17 protein-coding genes are annotated in these 13965 nt (G+C 65.0%); 10 read left to right on the forward strand and 7 right to left on the reverse strand.

The features are described 5' to 3' along the window. The first annotated feature begins 87 nt into the window (after positions 1–87). Together KY389_RS03545 and KY389_RS03550 are read left to right on the forward strand one after the other, a co-directional pair. Complete coding sequence (locus KY389_RS03545; protein ID WP_246587923.1) at positions 88–1323, forward strand: KpsE/RkpR family capsule polysaccharide export protein; 1236 nt, start codon at positions 88–90, stop codon at positions 1321–1323. Further along, the gene (locus KY389_RS03550; RefSeq protein WP_219829431.1) at positions 1320–1988 is read left to right on the forward strand and encodes an ABC transporter ATP-binding protein; all 669 of its coding nucleotides are present in this window, start codon (positions 1320–1322) and stop codon (positions 1986–1988) included. The genes KY389_RS03545 and KY389_RS03550 overlap by 4 nt, the downstream gene beginning before the upstream one ends. Before the next feature lie 3 nt (positions 1989–1991). On the opposite strand, the gene KY389_RS03555 is transcribed toward KY389_RS03550, so the two are convergent. After that, positions 1992–2375, reverse strand: coding sequence for a DUF2147 domain-containing protein (locus KY389_RS03555; protein ID WP_219829432.1), 384 nt, complete (start codon positions 2373–2375; stop codon positions 1992–1994). A gap of 142 nt (positions 2376–2517) precedes the next feature. On the opposite strand from KY389_RS03555, the gene hisA reads away from it, so the two are divergent. The 6 genes from hisA (at position 2518) to aat (ending at position 7076) form a co-directional block, all read left to right on the forward strand. Then, complete coding sequence (gene hisA, locus KY389_RS03560; RefSeq protein WP_219829552.1) at positions 2518–3234, forward strand: 1-(5-phosphoribosyl)-5-[(5-phosphoribosylamino)methylideneamino]imidazole-4-carboxamide isomerase; 717 nt, start codon at positions 2518–2520, stop codon at positions 3232–3234. Positions 3235–3370: 136 nt separating this feature from the next. Beyond that, positions 3371–4132, forward strand: coding sequence for an imidazole glycerol phosphate synthase subunit HisF (gene hisF, locus KY389_RS03565; RefSeq protein ID WP_219829433.1), 762 nt, complete (start codon positions 3371–3373; stop codon positions 4130–4132). Further along, positions 4129–4443, forward strand: a complete 315-nt coding sequence (locus KY389_RS03570) for a phosphoribosyl-ATP diphosphatase (RefSeq protein WP_219829434.1) — start codon at positions 4129–4131, stop codon at positions 4441–4443. The genes hisF and KY389_RS03570 overlap by 4 nt, the downstream gene beginning before the upstream one ends. A 128-nt stretch (positions 4444–4571) precedes the next feature. Continuing rightward, positions 4572–5090, forward strand: coding sequence for an acetyl-CoA carboxylase biotin carboxyl carrier protein (gene accB, locus KY389_RS03575; protein WP_219829435.1), 519 nt, complete (start codon positions 4572–4574; stop codon positions 5088–5090). Between the two features lie 5 nt (positions 5091–5095). After that, positions 5096–6442: an acetyl-CoA carboxylase biotin carboxylase subunit gene (accC, locus tag KY389_RS03580; RefSeq protein WP_219829553.1), complete on the forward strand. Its 1347-nt coding sequence runs from the start codon at positions 5096–5098 to the stop codon at positions 6440–6442. A 4-nt stretch (positions 6443–6446) separates the two neighbouring features. Next, positions 6447–7076, forward strand: coding sequence for a leucyl/phenylalanyl-tRNA--protein transferase (aat, locus tag KY389_RS03585; protein WP_219829436.1), 630 nt, complete (start codon positions 6447–6449; stop codon positions 7074–7076). Here aat and KY389_RS03590 read toward each other — a convergent pair. From KY389_RS03590 to KY389_RS03610, 5 genes are all read right to left on the reverse strand, one after another. After that, a complete protein-coding gene (locus KY389_RS03590; protein WP_219829437.1) occupies positions 7043–7405 on the reverse strand; it encodes a DUF2155 domain-containing protein in 363 nt (120 codons plus the stop codon). The genes aat and KY389_RS03590 overlap by 34 nt on opposite strands. Further along, positions 7402–7866: an outer membrane lipid asymmetry maintenance protein MlaD gene (gene mlaD, locus KY389_RS03595; protein WP_219829438.1), complete on the reverse strand. Its 465-nt coding sequence runs from the start codon at positions 7864–7866 to the stop codon at positions 7402–7404. The genes KY389_RS03590 and mlaD overlap by 4 nt, the downstream gene beginning before the upstream one ends. Then, the gene (locus KY389_RS03600) at positions 7867–8241 is read right to left on the reverse strand and encodes an NADH:ubiquinone oxidoreductase subunit NDUFA12 (RefSeq protein WP_219829439.1); all 375 of its coding nucleotides are present in this window, start codon (positions 8239–8241) and stop codon (positions 7867–7869) included. It abuts the gene before it with no gap. 89 nt (positions 8242–8330) lie between these two features. After that, on the reverse strand, positions 8331–9596 hold the full coding sequence (gene clpX / locus KY389_RS03605; protein ID WP_219829440.1) for an ATP-dependent Clp protease ATP-binding subunit ClpX: 1266 nt from the start codon (positions 9594–9596) through the stop codon (positions 8331–8333). A 158-nt stretch (positions 9597–9754) separates the two neighbouring features. Then, positions 9755–10387 (reverse strand): ATP-dependent Clp protease proteolytic subunit, encoded by a 633-nt coding sequence (locus tag KY389_RS03610; protein WP_219829441.1) that lies wholly within the window; start codon positions 10385–10387, stop codon positions 9755–9757. A gap of 166 nt (positions 10388–10553) precedes the next feature. On the opposite strand from KY389_RS03610, the gene pth reads away from it, so the two are divergent. Next, a complete protein-coding gene (gene pth / locus KY389_RS03615) occupies positions 10554–11267 on the forward strand; it encodes an aminoacyl-tRNA hydrolase (protein ID WP_219829442.1) in 714 nt (237 codons plus the stop codon). Between the two features lie 12 nt (positions 11268–11279). Here pth and KY389_RS03620 read toward each other — a convergent pair whose 3' ends face one another. Next, positions 11280–12023, reverse strand: coding sequence for a YebC/PmpR family DNA-binding transcriptional regulator (locus tag KY389_RS03620; protein ID WP_219829443.1), 744 nt, complete (start codon positions 12021–12023; stop codon positions 11280–11282). A gap of 138 nt (positions 12024–12161) precedes the next feature. Here KY389_RS03620 and KY389_RS03625 point away from each other — a divergent pair, with 138 nt between their 5' ends. Further along, positions 12162–13940, forward strand: coding sequence for an SLC13 family permease (locus KY389_RS03625; RefSeq protein ID WP_219829444.1), 1779 nt, complete (start codon positions 12162–12164; stop codon positions 13938–13940). The last annotated feature ends 25 nt before the right edge of the window (positions 13941–13965 follow it).

The following is a 13965-nucleotide window of genomic DNA, read 5'->3' on the forward strand; positions in this document are numbered from 1 at the left end:
TCCGGGCGGGGATCGCGCTGGAAGTGTCCATCCGGCTTATGTATGAGGGCCGGGCAGAGATCAACAAGCCAAGGCGGCAAAACGCGCATGTCGGTTCCCTCGAACAGCCCCGCACCGGTCACGCCTGCGGGCAAGAACACGGTCTCCGCGCCGCGGGCACCGAAATCCGCCGGCCCCAAGCCAGCCGCAGCCGCCCAACCGGCCCGACCGACGGCCAGCCCCGCCACGATGAAGCCCCGCCATTACGGCCTGGCGGTCAGCTTCGTCCTTGTGGTGATGCTGCCGCTTCTGGTCAGCGCGTGGTATCTGCACTTCCGCGCGGCCGATCAATACGCCTCTTATGTCGGCTTCTCGGTCCGCAGCGAAAGCGCGCCGGGCGCCACCGATATTCTGGGCGGGCTGGGCTCGCTGGTCGGCGTTACCAACAGTTCGTCCAGCGATACCGACATCCTCTACAAGTTCATCCAGAGCCGTGACCTGGTCGAACGGGTCAATGCCCGGATCGACCTGCGCGAGGTCTGGTCCAAAGCGCCCGACGATCCGGTCTTCCGCTTCCGCGGCGGCAGCAGTCTCGAGGATCTGGCGCGGGAATGGGACCGCAAGGTCCGCATCCACTTCGACAGCGGCATGATCGACCTGCGTATCCTGGCCTTTACCCCCGAGGACGCACAAGCCATCGCCAAGGCCATCCTTGAGGAAGGCGGCCTGCTGATCAACGAACTGAACGATGTCGCGCGCGAGGATGCCTTGCGTTATGCTCGCCAGGAACTGGACCGCGCCGAAACCCGGCTGAGCGAGGCGCGCACCCGGATGACAGAATTCCGCAACCGCTATCAGCTGGTCGATCCGGCAGCGGATGTGCAGGGACAGGTCGGCGTGGTCAGCTCGCTTCAACAGCAACTGGCCGAACAGCTGGTCGCACTTGGCCTGCTGCGCGCCAACGCCCAGGAAAACGATCCGCGTATCGCGCAGACCGAATTGCGCATCGAGGTGATCCGGGAACAGATCGAGGCCGAACGCATGAAGATCGGCAGCCTCAACGGCGAACGCGCCCTGTCCGATCTGGTGGGCGAATTCGAGACCCTCGCCGTCGAACGCCAATTCGCCGAGACCAGCTATACGGCCGCGCTGGCCAGCTACGAGGCCGCCCGCGCCGAGGCCGCCCGCCAGTCGCGCTATCTGGCGCCCTATATCCGCCCGACCCTGGCTCAGGACGCCGAATTTCCCGAACGCATGACGCTTCTGGCGATGATCTTCGGATTCCTGTCGCTGCTCTGGATCATCGGGACTCTGGTCTTCTACAGCCTGCGCGACCGGCGATGATCCATCTGGACGACCTGTGCAAGACCTACACGTTGAACGGCCGCCACAAGGTCGTGGCCGACCATATCACGATGACCTTTCCCAGCTTCGCCTCGGTCGCGCTGCTGGGGCGCAACGGAGCGGGAAAATCCTCGTTGCTGCGGATGATCTCGGGGGCGATGCTGCCCAGTTCGGGGCGCATCCTCTCGACCGGCACGATCAGCTGGCCGGTCGGCTTCTCGGGTAATTTCAGCAGCGAGCTGACGGGCGAACAGAACACCCGCTTCGTTGCGCGGATCTACGGTATCGACACCGACGAAATGGTCGATTTCGTGGCCGATTTCGCGGAATTGGGCCAGCATTTCAGAATGCCGGTCCGAACCTATTCCTCGGGGATGAAATCGCGCCTGGCCTTCGGGATCTCGATGGCGGTTCCCTTCGACACCTACCTGGTGGACGAAGTCTCGGCGGTCGGCGACGCGGCCTTCAAGGCAAAGTCGAACCGCGTCTTCAACGACCGCCTGGCCCAGGCCGGGGCGGTCGTTGTCAGTCACTCGATGGGCCTTCTGCGTGAGATCTGCGACTGCGGCGCCGTGCTAGAAGCGGGGCGGCTGACCTGGTATGACGACATCGACGAGGCGATCGAGGCCCACCTGGCCAACATGAAACGCCCTCGCCCGGCCTGACGCCTACCGCACCCTGACCCAGGTCTGGCTCTTGCACAAAAGCCCGCCCGCGACGCAGCCCGACAGGCTCATCCGGTCGCCCGAGACGCTGGCCTTGCCGGCATAGATGCGGTCATTGGCCGGGCGCCAGACACGGCCCTGGTAATTGCCGCCGCCTTGGGGCGCCATGTCGATGACGATCTGCCGCCCGATATTGGGCGAAGCATATTCGGCCCGATCCTTGAAGGCCTTGGTGATCGTGCCGCAAAAGGCGTTGCCGCAAGGCGCGATGGTGACATGGGCAAAGGCGCCCTCGTCGGGTTGGGTCTGCCAGACCCCCTCGATCGGGTCGGCAGCAGCCGCACCCGCGGCAAGCGCCAGCCCAACGGCCAGAATCATGTGACGCATGGTCCCTCCTCCTCAGGAATGGGACCAGATTGTCGCGCAGCCCGGGCTTCTGGCAAGCATGACGTGAGGTCCGGCCCTTGCCGCCAGACCTTGCCTCATGCCAAAGACGCGCCAGACCGACAGCATCACCGAAGGGCGCGCCATGATCCTCTATCCCGCCATCGACCTGAAAGACGGCCATTGCGTGCGCCTTCTGCGCGGCGATATGGAAGCAGCAACCGTCTTCGGCACCGATCCCGCAGCCCAGGCCCGCGCCTTCCAGAATGCGGGCGCGCGCTATCTGCATCTGGTTGACCTGAACGGCGCCTTCGCAGGGCGTCCCGTCAACGCCGCGGCGGTCGAGGCCATCCTTGCCGCCATCGACATCCCCGCCCAGCTGGGCGGCGGCATCCGCGACATGGCCACGATCGAGACCTGGCTTTCGCGCGGGCTCGACCGGGTGATCCTGGGCACCGTCGCGGTCGAGAACCCCGATCTGGTGCACCAGGCCGCAGCCGCCTTTCCCGGCCGCATCGCGGTCGGCATCGACGCAAGGGCGGGCCGGGTTGCCACGCGAGGCTGGGCGACCGAGACCGATATCGAGGCGACCGACCTCGCGCGCCGCTTCCAGGATGCGGGCGTCGCCGCCATCATCTACACCGATATCGACCGTGACGGCGCCATGGGCGGCCCCAATATCGCGGCGACAGAGGCGCTGGCCCGCGCCGTCCAGATCCCCGTCATCGCCTCGGGCGGCGTCTCTTCGCTGGCCGATCTCAAGGCGCTGGCCGCGACGGGCGTGATCGCGGGCGCAATCTCGGGCCGGGCGCTCTACGACGGTGCCTTAGATCTGGCCGAAGCGCTCGCCGCGCTCGGCTGATCCTTTGTCTTGGCCCCAATATCCCGGGGGAAATCGCGCTTGCGTGATGGGCGGCAGCGCCCCCTTGCCCGCTCTGGCCCCTCGGGCCCGCCTGCGCTAGAAGCACCCTGACAGCGACAGCCCAAGGCCCTGCCCGATGCTCAAGACCCGCATCATCCCCTGCCTCGACGTGGCCGATGGCCGCGTGGTCAAGGGCGTGAACTTCGTCGATCTGGTCGATGCCGGAGACCCGGTCGAGGCGGCCCGCGCCTATGACGCCGCCGGCGCCGACGAGATCTGTTTTCTCGACATCCACGCCACGCATGAAAACCGCGGCACGATGTTCGATCTGGTGACGCGCACGGCGGAACAATGCTTCGTGCCGTTGACGGTCGGCGGCGGCGTGCGGACTCACCAGGATGTGCGCGCGCTGCTTCTGGCGGGGGCGGACAAGGTCAGCTTCAACTCGGCCGCCGTGGCCGACCCCGATGTCGTGGCCCAGGCCGCGGACCGATTCGGCAGCCAGTGCATCGTCGTGGCCATCGACGCCAAGACCGTGGCGCCGGGCAAATGGCAGATCTTCACCCATGGCGGCCGAAAGCCCACCGGCATCGACGCGGTCGAATTCGCTCGCCTGGTGGAATCGAAGGGCGCGGGCGAAATCCTTCTGACCTCGATGGACCGCGACGGCACGCGGGCGGGCTTCAACCTGCCGCTGACCCGGGCCATCGCCGATGCTGTGACTATCCCCGTCATCGCCTCGGGCGGTGTCGGCACGCTGGATCACCTGGTCGAGGGCGTGACAGAGGGCCGCGCCAGTGCGGTCCTGGCCGCCTCGATCTTCCATTTCGGCACCCACACCATCGCCGAGGCCAAGGCCCACATGGCCGCGGCCGGCATCCCGGTGAGGCTGACATGAGCGCGCTTCACCGCCTTGCCGCCACGATCGAGGCCCGCAAAGGCGCCGATCCGGAGGCCTCCTGGACCGCGAAGCTGCTGGCCAAAGGCCCCGAGAAATGCGCCGAGAAATTCGGCGAAGAGGCCGTCGAGGCGATCATCGAGGCCGTCCGGGGCGACCGCGAGCGCCTGACCGCCGAGGCGGCGGATGTGATCTTTCACCTGCTTGTCATGCTGGCCGCGCGCGGCATCACGCTGGCCGAGATCGAAGCCGAACTGACCCGGCGCGAAGGTCTCTCGGGTCTGGCCGAAAAGGCGGCGCGGCAGGGCTGAAGGCATTGAATTCCCGCCCCCCGCCGCTGATGGGCGCCAGACCCTTCCCCTTGGGCAGTCAGAAAGGCTATAAGCCCCTCAATCGCCGCGCAGGAACGCGGCCCGACCAGAACATGGCAGAGGATGGCATGAGCAACGATTCCAAAACGGGCAAGCATCACGAGGGCGATGTTGCCTTCATCCGGTCGCTGGCCGAACTGCTGAACGAAAGCGAACTGAACGAAATTTCCGTCAAGCGCGAATATGGCGAACATGACCGCCTGACCGTCAGCCTGACCAAGCAGGTCAAGCAGGTCGTCCAGGCGCAGGCCCCCGTCGCAGCCCCGGTCGCCGCATCCGCGCCCGCCTCTTCTGCTCCCGCCGCGCCCGCGGCTCTGGCTGCCCCCGCTGTCGGCGAGGATCCGGCCAGCCATCCCGGCGCCGTTGTTTCGCCCATGGTCGGCACCGCTTACCTGGCGCCGGAACCGGGTGCCGCGCCCTTCGTCACCCTGGGCCAGACCGTCGCCGAGGGCGACACGCTGATGATCGTCGAGGCGATGAAGACCATGAACCATATCCCCTCGCCCCGTGCGGGCACCGTCAAGCGCATTCTGGTCGATGACGGCATTCCGGTCGAGTTCGGCACGCCCCTGATGATCGTCGAGTGACGCGCATGTTCGACAAGATCCTCATCGCCAACCGGGGCGAGATCGCGCTGCGCGTGATCCGCGCCTGCCGCGAGATGGGCATTGCCTCGGTCGCGGTCCATTCCACTGCCGATGCGGATGCGATGCATGTCCGCATGGCCGACGAATCGGTCTGCATCGGCCCCCCTCCATCAAGCCAGAGCTACCTGTCGATGCCCGCGCTGATCTCTGCCTGCGAGATCACCGGCGCTCAGGCAATCCATCCGGGCTACGGCTTCCTTTCGGAGAATGCCGGCTTCGTCCAGATGGTCGAGGATCACGATCTGGTCTTTATCGGTCCACGCGCGGAACATATCCGCATCATGGGCGACAAGATCACCGCCAAGGACACGATGAAGGCGCTTGGCGTGCCCTGTGTTCCAGGCAGCGATGGCGGCGTGAACAGCGTGGATGAGGCCAAGCGGGTCGCGGCGCAGATCGGCTATCCGGTCATCATCAAGGCCACGGCCGGCGGCGGCGGCCGGGGCATGAAGGTTGCCCAGGACGAATCCAGCCTGGAAGTCGCCTTCCGCACCGCCCGGTCCGAAGCCAAGGCCGCCTTCGGCAATCCCGATGTCTATATCGAGAAATACCTTCAGAAGCCCCGCCACATCGAGATCCAGATCTTTGGCGATGGCAAGGGCCGCGCGGTCCATCTGGGCGAACGCGACTGCTCGCTGCAACGCCGCCACCAGAAGGTGCTGGAGGAAGCCCCCGGCCCCGCCATCACCCCCGAGGAACGTGCCCGGATCGGCAAGATCTGCGCCGATGCCGTGGCCAGGATCGGCTATTCCGGCGCGGGCACGATCGAGTTCCTCTACGAGGATGGCCAGTTCTATTTCATCGAGATGAACACCCGCCTTCAGGTCGAACATCCCGTCACCGAGGCGATCTTTGGCGTGGACCTTGTTCGCCAGCAGATCCGCGTTGCCGCCGGCCTGCCGATGGAATTCGAGCAGGACAAACTGGCCATCAACGGTCATGCCATCGAGGTGCGAATCAATGCCGAAAAGGTGCCGGGCTTCACGCCCTGCCCGGGTCGGATCACGCAATACCACGCGCCCGGCGGGCTTGGCGTGCGGATGGATTCGGCGCTCTATCAAGGCTATTCGATCCCGCCCTATTATGACAGCCTGATCGGCAAGCTGATCGTCCATGGCCGCGACCGCGACGAGGCGCTGGCGCGCCTGTCGCGCGCCCTGGGCGAACTGATCGTGGATGGTGTCGATACGACCGTGCCGCTGTTCCGCGACCTTTTGAAAGAGCCTGACATCCAGTCCGGCGATTACTCGATCCACTGGCTCGAGCGCTGGCTGGAACGGCATTACGGCTGACCCGATGATCGGCCCCGCGCGTCTGCTGGAAAGCTATGCGCGGGGCGTCTTTCCCATGGCAGACAGTGCCGAGGATGATCGCCTGTTCTGGGTTGACCCTCCGATGCGCGGGGTGCTGCCGATCGGAGGGATTCATGCCTCGCGCTCTCTGCTGCGGGACTTGAGGCGGGGTGGATGGACGGCGCATCTCGATTGCGATTTCGACGCGGTCGTCGAAGCCTGTGCCGCCCGCGAAACGACCTGGATCAACGGGCCGCTGCGTCAGCTCTATCACCAGCTGCATCGCGCCGGGCACGCCCATGCGATCGAGATCCGACACGACGGCGCGCGGGCGGGCGGTCTTTTCGGCGTCACGATCGGCGGCGCATTCTTCGGCGAGTCGATGTTCTCAACGCGGCGGAGTGGATCACGCATGGCGCTTCTCTGGACCTCGTCGCACCTGAAACGCTGCGGCTTCCGCCTGTTCGACACGCAGTTCCTGACACCGCATCTGGCCAGCATGGGCGGCTACGAAATCCCGCGCCCGCAATATCACGCCTTGCTGCGCGAGGCGATCGCCCTGCCCGCCGATTTCCGTCTGCATCCTCTGCCCGAGGCCGATCAGCTCTGGCAGGAGATCACCCAGACATCATAGCGCGCATCGTCCAGCGCCGAAAGGGCAGGCGCACTGGCCAACATCCAGCCCGCAAAGACCTGCGCGTTCTGGCGCAGGTCAATGATCGTCAACTGGGCGTAGGCATCCGAACTGGGATCGGCCGCCGGATAGCGGCACTCGCCCAGCCGGATCTCGAGCCGGCCGTAGCGGATCGCTTCGCCCACCTGGATGGGCAGATCGGTAACTCGTCCCGACACCTTGTCGAGCCCGCGCAGGATGGCACCACCGGCACGCTGAGTCTCGCCCCGATCCTGTGCCAGCGCGCCGGTGGCGAGCAACAGGGCCAGCGCCGCGGCCAGTCGCGTCATGGCGTGGCCTCGCCGGCTTGGCTGTCCACGAATTTCATCATCAGCTGAAACAGGCTGACCGCGCCCTGGACATCCTCGATCTCGTCGCCGGGGGCCAGATTATCCATGCTTCCGCCGGGCTGGATCTGAATATAGGCGCCACCAAGAAGCCCGTCCGACTGGATGATCGCGGCGCTGTCGGATGGCAGCAGCACATCCTGCGGCAGCCGCAACACCGCATCGGCCATGTAGGTTTGCCGGTTGAGCGTGATCGCAGAAACGCGACCGACCGGCACACCGGCCAGCCTGACCTCGGTGCCCACCGTCACCCCATCGACATCGGGAAAAGAGGCCCTGACTTCATAGCCTCTGCCGGGAATGATCCGCCCGCTGGCGGCCCAGCCCAGAAAGCTCAGCGCCACCGCCAGCACGATGCCTCCGGCGATCAGCTCGGCCCGAGCTTCGGACGCGCTACTGCTCATCTATTCCGGCTGCCAGGCATCGTAGTCGCGGCGCCGGGCGGGCTGGACGCGCATCAGCGAACCTTCGGGCACATGGGCCGCTGGCGTACCGGTCAGATTCGGCTTGTGCGGCTTTTCCCAGGCCTTGCGCGGCAGGGGCTGTTCGGTCGGAGGCTCGTTCCAGGTGTGGTGCAGCCAGCCATGCCACTCGGGGCTGATGCGGCTGGCCTCGGATTCGCCATTATAGATGACCCATCGACGCTTTCCATCGCGGCTTTTGTAAAAGACGTTTCCTTCGGCATCTTCGCCGACCTTGACCCCGTTGCGCCAAGTCCAGAACTGGGTGTTGAGCGTCTGGCTGTTCCACCAGGTCAGGAAACGCAGCAGAAAGGACATCGGGTCCACCGTGTTGAAGCTCTGTCAGAGGTCATATGCCGCAGATCGGCGGCAAGGTCCAGCGCAACGACATGCCCAAAGGGCGTGCCTCAGCCGACCGAGGCGCTTTCCTTCTTGGCATCCGTATGGATCAGCAGCGGCTTCACGCCGGGATTTTCGACTGCGTCCTCGTTGACGACCACCTCGACCACGCTGTCCATGCCGGGCAGTTCGAACATCGTGTCCAGCAGGATCTCTTCCATGATCGAGCGGAGGCCGCGCGCACCGGTCTTGCGCTTGATGGCGCGCTTGGCGATGGCGGTCAATGCGTCGTCGGTGAAGGTCAGCTGCACGCCTTCCAGATCGAACAGGCGCTGATATTGCTTGACCAGCGCGTTCTTGGGCTTGGTCAGGATGGTGATGAGCGCCTCCTCGTCCAGATCGGTCAGGGTGGCAATGACCGGCAGACGACCGACGAACTCCGGAATCAGGCCGAATTTCAGCAGATCCTCGGGTTCCAGTTCCTTGAACAACTCGCCCACGCCGCGATCGTCGTTTTCCTTGACCGAGGCACCGAAGCCCATCGCCGTGCCCTTGTTGCGCTGCGCGATGATGCGATCCAGCCCCGCAAAGGCACCGCCGCAGATGAAGAGGATGTTGGTCGTGTCCACCTGCAGGAATTCCTGCTGCGGATGCTTGCGCCCCCCCTGGGGCGGAACGCTGGCCACCGTGCCCTCCATGATCTTCAGCAGCGCCTGCTGCACACCTTCGCCCGAGACATCGCGGGTGATCGAAGGATTGTCGGATTTGCGCGTGATCTTGTCCACTTCGTCGATATAGACGATGCCGCGCTGCGCGCGTTCCACGTTGTATTCGCTGGCCTGCAGCAGCTTGAGGATGATGTTCTCGACATCCTCACCGACATAACCGGCTTCGGTCAGCGTGGTCGCATCCGCCATGGTGAAGGGAACGTCCAGGATGCGGGCCAACGTCTGCGCCAGAAGCGTCTTGCCGCAGCCCGTCGGGCCGATCAGCAGGATGTTCGACTTGGCCAGTTCGATATCGCCCTTGCCGCCATGATTGAGCCGCTTGTAATGGTTGTGCACCGCCACCGACAGGACGCGCTTGGCATGTTCCTGGCCGATCACGTAATCGTCCAGCACATTGCAGATCTCGCGCGGGGTGGGCACGCCGTTGCCGGTCTTGAGCCCCGTCGATTTCGTCTCTTCGCGGATGATGTCCATGCACAACTCGACGCATTCATCGCAGATGAACACCGTCGGCCCTGCGATGAGCTTTCGCACCTCGTGCTGGCTCTTGCCGCAGAAACTGCAATAGAGCGTGTTCTTGCCGTCGCCGCCGGACTGGTTCGCCATCGTCCACTTCCTTCAATTCCGCAGCCGGTCAGGCGGTCTGCGGGCAGCCCCGGCTTTTGCCTTCGGCCGCGTGTCCTGTTCTGCCGCCCCGCTATCAGGCGGAACGGGCTTGTCGTCATGTTAAGGACGGACCGAGCCCGTCACAATCCCCAACACGGCTATTTCTTGTCCGGGTCCGCTTTGCCGCGGGGTGTCACGACCTCGTCGATCAGGCCCCATTCCTTCGCCTCTTCGGGGGACATGAAGCGGTCGCGCTCCAACGCTTCCTCGACCTCGGCGAGGGTCTTTCCGGTATGCTTCACATAGATCTCGTTCAGGCGACGCTTCAGCTTTTCGGTCTCGCGGGCATGGATCAGGATATCGGTCGCCTGCCCCTGGAAGCCGCCCGAGGGCTGATGGACCATCACCCGGCTGTTGGGCAGCGAATAGCGCAGCCCCGGTTCACCCGCGGCAAGCAGCAAAGAGCCCATCGAGGCCGCCTGACCCACGACAAGCGTCGAGACGCGGGGGCGGATGTATTGCATCGTGTCATAGATCGACAGGCCCGAAGTCACGACGCCGCCGGGGCTGTTGATATACATGCTGATGTCCTTGGACGGGTTCTCCGCCTCGAGGAACAGAAGCTGCGCGCAGATCAGCGTGGACATGCCGTCATGGACCGGACCCGAGACAAAGATGATCCGTTCCTTGAGCAACCGCGAGAAGATGTCATAGGCCCGTTCGCCGCGCGAAGTCTGTTCGACCACCATGGGAACGAGGGTGTTCATGTAGAATTCTGCCGGATCGCTCATCTTCTGTCCTTGCCTGTTCTTCCCTGTTCCCGCGATTCGTGAGGGCATTCCACCCTGTCCTAGCCGCGAAAGGTTGACAGAGTCTTAGTAACCGGCAAGGTCCGCCGCAAGGGACGCAAATCAGAAATGCCCTCTGCCAGGGCAGCACAAGGGATGGAGGCGCCTGATGAAACTGATTGTCGGTCTGGGCAATCCCGGCGCGAAATATGCCGCCAATCGCCATAATATCGGCTTCATGGCGCTGGACCGTATCGCCGCGGATCACGGCCTGGGGCCGTGGAAGGCCCGTTTTCAGGGCCTGACCGCCGAGGGCCGGATCGGCGCCGCGCGGGTCGTCTTGCTGAAGCCGCAGACCTTCATGAACCTGTCGGGGCAATCCGTTGGCGAGGCGATGCGCTATCTGAAACTCGACCCCGCCGAGGTGATCGTCCTTCACGACGAACTGGACCTGGCGCCGGGCAAGTGCCGTCTGAAGCACGGCGGCGGCCATGCAGGCCATAATGGGCTGCGTTCGATCCATCAGCATATCGGCGAGGCTTATGGTCGCGTCCGGCTGGGGATCGGCCATCCGGGCCACAAGGACAAGGTCGCCCCCTATGTGCTGTCGGATTTTGCCAAGGCCGATCAGGACTGGCTCGATGATCTGCTGCGCGGGATCTCGGACGGGGCCGAAGCGCTGGCCTCGGGCGACGGGCCGCGCTTTCTGAACGCCGTCGCCGCGCGGACCGTCACGCCGCGCAAGCCGGGGCGGGCCGGCCAGGACACCGATATCCCTGCGCCACAGCCCGCCGGGCGCGACACCGCTGCCGAAACGACGCCTGCGGACCAGCCGCAGAGCCTTGCCGACCGGCTGCGCGCCCTGACGCAGCGGTTCCGCTAAGCCGCAGATGCCTCACATCTTGGCGGCCAGTTCGCTCGACAGGTCGAAATTGCCGGTGACGTTCTGCACGTCATCGTCATCTTCCAGCATGTCGATCAGCTTCATCAGCTTCTGCGCGGTCTCGAGATCGGTAATCTCGGTCGGAGAGCGTGGCTTCCAGATCAGCTTGGCCATCTCGGATTCGCCAAGCGTGTTCTCGAGCGCGGTCGAGACATCGTTCAGCGCGGTGTCGGCGCAATAGATCCAGTGGCCTTCGTCATCGGTCGAGACATCGTCAGCGCCTGCCTCGATCGCGGCCATCATCACGGTATCGGCGTCGCCGACCGACAGCGGATACATGATCTCGCCGACGCGGTCGAACATGAAGCTGACCGAACCGGTCTGGCCCAGATCGCCGCCCGCCTTGGTGAAGTAGCTGCGCACGTTCGAGGCGGTGCGGTTGCGATTGTCGGTCATCGCCTCGACGACCAGCGCGATGCCATTGGGGCCATAGCCCTCATAGCGGATTTCCTCGTAATTCTCGGCATCGCCGCCTTGCGACTTCCTGATCGCGCGCTCGATCACCTCCTTGGGGACGGATTTCGACTTGGCCTCCTTGACAGCCAGACGCAGGCGGGGGTTCTTTTCAGGATCGGGGTCGCCCATCTTCGCCGCCACGGTGATTTCCTTGGCGAGCTTGGAAAACAGCTTCGACCGCGCGGCGTCCTGCCGGCCCTTGCGGTGCTGGATATTGGCCCATTTGGAATGACCTGCCATGTGGGGTCGTCCTTCGCAGTTCGGATGAAAACTGTGCCGCTTCTAGTCCAGCCCAAGGCGCAGCCGCAAGACGAACCCGAAACCGCCTGATACGTTGGCAACGGCAAGCCCGCCGCAACCGGGTGATGGGGAACAGGAATGACTTATCCGCAAATGGTGCTGTTCACGCTGCTGGCGGTGATGATGGCGCTGATGTTCTGGGGCCGCTGGCGGTATGATCTGGTGGCCTTCGCCGGCCTGATGGCCGCGGTGCTGCTGGGCGTCGTCCCGGCCGAGCACGCCTTCGATGGCTTTGGCAATCCCACCACGCTGATCGTGGCGCTTGTGCTGATCGCCACGGCCGGACTGGTGCGCAGCGGGGCAGTGGCACGGCTGACACAAGTGATCGCGGGGCGCGAGCGGGGAACGACCGGGCATATTCTCACCTTTGGCATGGTGGGCGGCGTCCTGTCGGGCTTCATGAACAACATCGCGGCGCTGGCCATGCTGATGCCCGTCGATCTGCATGCGGCGCGCAAGGCCAGGCGAGCGGCGGGGCTGACGCTGATGCCCCTGGCCTTTGCGACGATTCTCGGCGGAATGCTGACGCTGATCGGGACGCCGCCCAACCTGATCGTGTCCGGCTTTCGCGCGGATGTCCTGGGCGAGCCCTACCGGATGTTCGATTTCCTGCCGGTCGGAGGCGCGGTGGCGGCGACCGGGATCGCCTTCATCGCGCTGATCGGCTGGCGGCTTCTGCCTGCGCGCCTGGCCGAGACGGGCCCGGGACAGGACGGTCCGCAGCGGCGCTATCTGGGAACGCTGGTGGTGACGCCGGCCAGTCTTGACGGGCTGCGGGTGCTGTCCGATGCGCGGGCCGAGGCGCTCAAGCAGGGCGTTCGCATCATCGCCATACAGCGCCACGGGCAGGACGTGCCGGGCAAGCTGGACGACCAGAGAATCGAGGATGGCGATGCACTGGTCCTGCGCGCAGATCCTGCGGCGCTGGATGCGTTCCGCTCGACCCAGAAACTGGCCTTTCCGGACGGGCGCAACGAGCCCCGCGCCCGCCCCGATGCCGAGGAACAGCATCTGGTGGAATGTCTCGTTCCTGCCGCCTCGGAACTGATCGGCCGCAGCGTGCAATCCTTCGGCTTGATGAACCGCCATGACAGCGTGCTGATCGGGCTGCGGCGCAGGGGCGTGGCATTGCGCGACGCGCTGCCGCGCCAGGTGCTGGAATCGGGGGATATGGTGCTGCTGCTGGTTCCCGACAGCCGCGCCGAGGAATTGCTGCAGGCGACCGGCCTTCTGAGGATCGACGGCGGCATCCTGCCGGTGAACCGCGAACGCCACATGCGCCGGGCCATCGCACTGTTCGCGCTGGCGGTGCTGGCGACCAGCCTGGGCTCGGTCTCGTTGCCGATCGCGCTCGGCTGCGTGATCGTGGCCTATGTCCTGTCGGGCGTGCTGTCGGTCAGCGAACTCTACAATCACGTGGATTGGCCGGTCATCGTGCTTCTGGGCGCAATGATCCCGCTTGGCCTGGCGCTGGACCAGACAGGGGGAACGGCGCTGATCGCATCGGGGCTTGCGGCGCTGACACAGGGTTATCCGGCCTGGCTGGCGCTGATCCTGCTGATGGGGGCCACAATGATGCTGTCGGACGTGCTGAACAACAATGCGACGACGATAATCGCGGCACCGGTCAGCATTCGCCTGGCCGAGCAATTGCAGGTTCAGCCCGATGCGTTCCTGATGGGGGTGGCGGTGGCGGCCTCCTGTGCGTTCCTGACGCCGATCGGGCACCAGAACAACACCGTGATCCTTGGGCCGGGAAATTACCGCTTTTCCGACTACTGGCGGATGGGCCTGCCCCTTGAACTGATCGTGCTGGCCGTATCGGTGCCGCTGCTGCTGATCGTCTGGCCGCTCTGAGGGCCGAAACGCAAGACGCGGCCCG

The organism is Paracoccus bogoriensis, assembly GCF_019431455.1.
GTDB classification, from domain to species: domain Bacteria; phylum Pseudomonadota; class Alphaproteobacteria; order Rhodobacterales; family Rhodobacteraceae; genus Paracoccus; species Paracoccus bogoriensis.

What these genes read in the sequence shown, in the direction of transcription:
- KY389_RS03590 (WP_219829437.1), bottom strand. Translation starts at nt 7,405, where the DNA reads ATGACGCGACTGGCCGCGGCGCTGGCCCTGTTGCTCGCCACCGGCGCG.
- KY389_RS03555 (WP_219829432.1), bottom strand. Translation starts at nt 2,375, where the DNA reads ATGCGTCACATGATTCTGGCCGTTGGGCTGGCGCTTGCCGCGGGTGCG.
- KY389_RS03620 (WP_219829443.1), bottom strand. Translation starts at nt 12,023, where the DNA reads ATGGCAGGTCATTCCAAATGGGCCAATATCCAGCACCGCAAGGGCCGG.
- accC (WP_219829553.1), top strand. Translation starts at nt 5,096, where the DNA reads ATGTTCGACAAGATCCTCATCGCCAACCGGGGCGAGATCGCGCTGCGC.
- aat (WP_219829436.1), top strand. Translation starts at nt 6,447, where the DNA reads ATGATCGGCCCCGCGCGTCTGCTGGAAAGCTATGCGCGGGGCGTCTTT.
- KY389_RS03600 (WP_219829439.1), bottom strand. Translation starts at nt 8,241, where the DNA reads ATGTCCTTTCTGCTGCGTTTCCTGACCTGGTGGAACAGCCAGACGCTC.
- KY389_RS03550 (WP_219829431.1), top strand. Translation starts at nt 1,320, where the DNA reads ATGATCCATCTGGACGACCTGTGCAAGACCTACACGTTGAACGGCCGC.
- accB (WP_219829435.1), top strand. Translation starts at nt 4,572, where the DNA reads ATGAGCAACGATTCCAAAACGGGCAAGCATCACGAGGGCGATGTTGCC.
- mlaD (WP_219829438.1), bottom strand. Translation starts at nt 7,866, where the DNA reads ATGAGCAGTAGCGCGTCCGAAGCTCGGGCCGAGCTGATCGCCGGAGGC.
- KY389_RS03545 (WP_246587923.1), top strand. Translation starts at nt 88, where the DNA reads ATGTCGGTTCCCTCGAACAGCCCCGCACCGGTCACGCCTGCGGGCAAG.
- KY389_RS03570 (WP_219829434.1), top strand. Translation starts at nt 4,129, where the DNA reads ATGAGCGCGCTTCACCGCCTTGCCGCCACGATCGAGGCCCGCAAAGGC.
- hisF (WP_219829433.1), top strand. Translation starts at nt 3,371, where the DNA reads ATGCTCAAGACCCGCATCATCCCCTGCCTCGACGTGGCCGATGGCCGC.
- KY389_RS03625 (WP_219829444.1), top strand. Translation starts at nt 12,162, where the DNA reads ATGACTTATCCGCAAATGGTGCTGTTCACGCTGCTGGCGGTGATGATG.
- KY389_RS03610 (WP_219829441.1), bottom strand. Translation starts at nt 10,387, where the DNA reads ATGAGCGATCCGGCAGAATTCTACATGAACACCCTCGTTCCCATGGTG.
- clpX (WP_219829440.1), bottom strand. Translation starts at nt 9,596, where the DNA reads ATGGCGAACCAGTCCGGCGGCGACGGCAAGAACACGCTCTATTGCAGT.
- hisA (WP_219829552.1), top strand. Translation starts at nt 2,518, where the DNA reads ATGATCCTCTATCCCGCCATCGACCTGAAAGACGGCCATTGCGTGCGC.
- pth (WP_219829442.1), top strand. Translation starts at nt 10,554, where the DNA reads ATGAAACTGATTGTCGGTCTGGGCAATCCCGGCGCGAAATATGCCGCC.